Here is a 3,006-nt window from a genome sequence, read left to right as displayed (position 1 = left end):
CCGGGCTGGCTGTCGACGTGGACGCCCCCCGCGCCGGGGGCCGCGCCCCCCCCCGGGCCCGGGGGGGCGGGGGGTGTGCACGCCCCGGCGGGGGGGGGTGGGGCCGGGCGCCGCCCGGGTACTGGCCGACACCGTCCGGGCGCCCCGCGCTCTGCCGCCGTGGTCACCGGCCGCCGTCGACACCGCCCTGCGCGCCGTGCTGGAGGAGTTCGACCGGCCGCCGAGCCGTGGCGGGAGGCCTTCGGCGACCTGGACGAGGACGCCCTCGCCGAGACCGCCGCCGAGGCCCGCACCTTCGGCACCGATCCGGCCCGCGCCGTCGACGAGCTGGTGCGCGGCCTGCTCGGGCAGCTGATCGACTGGCAGGCCGCGATCGGCGAGCTCGGCCACGCGCTCGCCGCGGCCGCCCAGGACCGGCCGCTGCCGGACTGGGCCGCCGACGTCGGCCGCACCGAGGACGTCCGTCGGCGCCAGGCCCGCACCGCGCTGCTGGAGGCCATCGCCCGCCACCACCACGGCCCCCTGCCGGACGAGGAACCCGGCGACCGGCCGTGGTGATCACCGGTGCCCGGCGCGCGGGAGAATGGCCGGGTGACCAGCAGCCAGCCCCTGCCCAGGGGCCTCACTTCCCTGATCCCCGACGCCCGCGCCCAGGCCACCCCCGGCGAGCGGGCCGCCTCCCAGCTTCTCCACCTGCGCGAGGCGACCGTGCCGGTGCCGGTCCTCGCCGCGGCCGCCGAGCTGATCGCCCCGCAGCTGAAGAGCGAGGACCCGGCCACCCGCGACGCCGCCGGCGCCGTCCACGCCCGTCTGCTCGCCGCCATCGAGGACGCCGCCCCCGGCCGGTAGCCGCTGGTCGTCCCAGCCTTGTCCCAGCACACCGCGAAGCGCTCCCATCAGGCAAAACAGCCTGGGACAGTCCCAGGACCGTCCCAGTAACTCGCCTGAAACGGCCACGCTGGGACCGTGCGGGGACAGCTCCCGGCAGCGTGCAGGACCTGACGGCGGCGTGGCTGTGTGGCGGGATTTACCGGCCGAGGTTGATGCTGCCGTCCCGCCCAGTGTTGATCCGGACCTCGGCGTAGCTGTTGTCGTCGAGGAACTTGCGCAGCAGCCGCCAGTCGACAACGGGCTCGCGGGGAGCTGGGTTCGCTCCAGGGCCGCGTCCCATACAACCCGTGCAGGCGTCGCCACCCCGGACAAGGCCTGTAGCGGCCCCCGGAGGGGGCACGCGAGGTTGATCCGTCTGATCCGTTTGGGCAGGTCACCATCCGTCTGGTGATCCGTCACCGATCCGTCGCTGATCTGCCCTGGGGGACGGATCGGCGGCAGATCAGTGGGCGTGCGGGACGGATCGGCAACGGATCAGGAGGACGCCATGGTGTCGTGACGTCATGACGCTGTGCCGCCGCTGGAAGTGGTCGGCGCCTGGCCGGGCTGGGGAAGGTCTTCGGAGGCTCGGGCCGGGACGGGGACGGCCAGGCGGCGGCGGCCGGGCACGGCAACCGCCTCCGGGGGCCGGCCGGGACCGGCATCCGGGGTGGGCTCGATGAGCTCGGCGGCCAGGCGCCGGATCCTCGGCGCGGACTCGGGAACGCGGTCGGGGTCGGTGTCCCGGCGGTAGAGGGGGCGGCGGGAGGAAGGAGTCGTCACCCGCACCATGATCAACTGGACACGGTACGTGACTTCCCTCCCGTTCCCTCCCAGGACAAGAACGTCTCCCACGGGCCCGTGACCAGCCGTCGGGCGCTGTTTCGGCCGGGAAGAAGGTGGGAGGAAAAGGGCGGGAAGTCACACACCGTCACAGACAGCGGGCGAGGTCTTGGAGGGCCGGAACGACGGCGCCGGGCCCGGCTTGGTGGCGTCACGACGCCATGAAGCCATTGGCCCTCGCCACGACACATGCAGCCCAGAAGTACGTATCGCGGGCCGTGTTACGAAACCACCGGTCCACGATATCTAAATCCAAGTCCGCAGCTCAGAGCGCTATTTGACCAGACACCGGATTTCATAGGACCATGTCGGTGGACGGGATACTTGCGACCTGATCCATACTGAGCCTCGCCGAGCGGCGGGGCTTTTCGCATGCCCGAACACACCAACACACTTCGAGGCCTCCGCCGACCGGCGGGGGCCTCTTGTCGTATCGGGAGGAAAACTTTGGACGCCGCTCTCAACATCGCGGCCCTGGTGGTCGCGCTCGTCCTGGGGTCCATCGCCATGCTGGCGCTGCTCATCGCCTACATCGTGCGGGTGTGCGTCGCCAGGACGCGGACCCAGGACATGCCCGACATGGTTCAGCGGTTCACCGGCCTGATCGGCGCCGTGGAGAAGTTCACCCCCCGCCACCAAGGGGTGCGCGAGCTCACGGCCCCGCTCCGCAGCCTCCAGCCTGGCCAGCAGGTGAACGCCCCCACCCCGCAGCCTGCCGTCATCCCCGGCCAGGTCCTGGGAACCGAGACCACCGCAACGCCCGCCGGCGGCGCCCAGTGACGCGCCGCCGGATCCCCCGCGACCCCACCGCACGAACCGCAACCACCAACGCACTGAACTTCGGCCCTGCCGAGTGGGGGCAGGTCGAGACGATCATCCGCCTGATCGCCCTCATGGACCTCCCCGACGCCGAGATCAACAGGCAGACCGGCATGCCGCGGTCCGCCCTGCTCCGAGCGATGGGCGCCGACCGGCCCCTCAGCCAGGACCCGTTGACCCGGAACGAACTCGTGGAACTGGCCGATGGCCTGTCGCCCACACTGAAAGCCGCTGTGGAAAGGGCCGCACAGGAGGTGGAGCGCAGCATGATGCGCCCCTGCGAACGGTGCGGGCAGGTGAAAGTCCCCCCGCAGGGCCGGAACGGCGGCCGACCGCGACGCTTCTGCTCGAACGCCTGCCGGCAGGCGAACCACCGACGGCAGGTCCGGGACCGGAAGGCCCCGGGCCCCACGCCTTGACGATGACCTCCACCCGCCGGGCAGGCCCGGCGGACAGCACGGAGCGGCGCCGACG

6 protein-coding genes are annotated in these 3,006 nt (G+C 72.5%); 4 read left to right on the top strand and 2 right to left on the bottom strand.

Annotated elements, in window-relative coordinates; genetic code table 11:
- The first annotated feature begins 159 nt into the window (after positions 1-159).
- Complete coding sequence (locus ACFU7Y_RS42400) at positions 160-558, top strand: hypothetical protein (protein ID WP_380771777.1); 399 nt, start codon at positions 160-162, stop codon at positions 556-558.
- A 33-nt stretch (positions 559-591) separates the two neighbouring features.
- Positions 592-849, top strand: coding sequence for a hypothetical protein (locus ACFU7Y_RS42395; protein WP_380771775.1), 258 nt, complete (start codon positions 592-594; stop codon positions 847-849).
- Positions 850-1,027: 178 nt separating this feature from the next.
- Here the strand turns inward: ACFU7Y_RS42395 and ACFU7Y_RS42390 are convergent, their stop codons facing one another.
- Together ACFU7Y_RS42390 and ACFU7Y_RS42385 are read right to left on the bottom strand one after the other, a co-directional pair.
- Positions 1,028-1,171: a hypothetical protein gene (locus ACFU7Y_RS42390; protein WP_380771773.1), complete on the bottom strand. Its 144-nt coding sequence runs from the start codon at positions 1,169-1,171 to the stop codon at positions 1,028-1,030.
- Positions 1,172-1,392: 221 nt separating this feature from the next.
- The gene (locus tag ACFU7Y_RS42385) at positions 1,393-1,653 is read right to left on the bottom strand and encodes a hypothetical protein (protein ID WP_380771771.1); all 261 of its coding nucleotides are present in this window, start codon (positions 1,651-1,653) and stop codon (positions 1,393-1,395) included.
- A 507-nt stretch (positions 1,654-2,160) separates the two neighbouring features.
- Here ACFU7Y_RS42385 and ACFU7Y_RS42380 point away from each other — a divergent pair.
- Entirely contained in the window at positions 2,161-2,493 is a 333-nt protein-coding gene (locus ACFU7Y_RS42380) for a hypothetical protein (protein WP_380771769.1), read from the top strand.
- Positions 2,490-2,951 (top strand): hypothetical protein, encoded by a 462-nt coding sequence (locus ACFU7Y_RS42375; protein ID WP_380771767.1) that lies wholly within the window; start codon positions 2,490-2,492, stop codon positions 2,949-2,951. Before ACFU7Y_RS42380 ends, ACFU7Y_RS42375 begins: the two co-directional genes overlap by 4 nt.
- The last annotated feature ends 55 nt before the right edge of the window (positions 2,952-3,006 follow it).

It is taken from the genome of Kitasatospora sp. NPDC057542 (assembly GCF_042801945.1).
GTDB lineage: Bacteria > Actinomycetota > Actinomycetes > Streptomycetales > Streptomycetaceae > Kitasatospora.
Note: the sequence above shows the minus strand (reverse complement) of the source record. Positions and strands in the feature narration are given on the sequence as shown.

Excerpts from the sequence above, each read along its gene's own strand:
- ACFU7Y_RS42390 (WP_380771773.1), bottom strand. The coding sequence starts at position 1,171 with ATGGGACGCGGCCCTGGAGCGAACCCAGCTCCCCGCGAGCCCGTTGTC.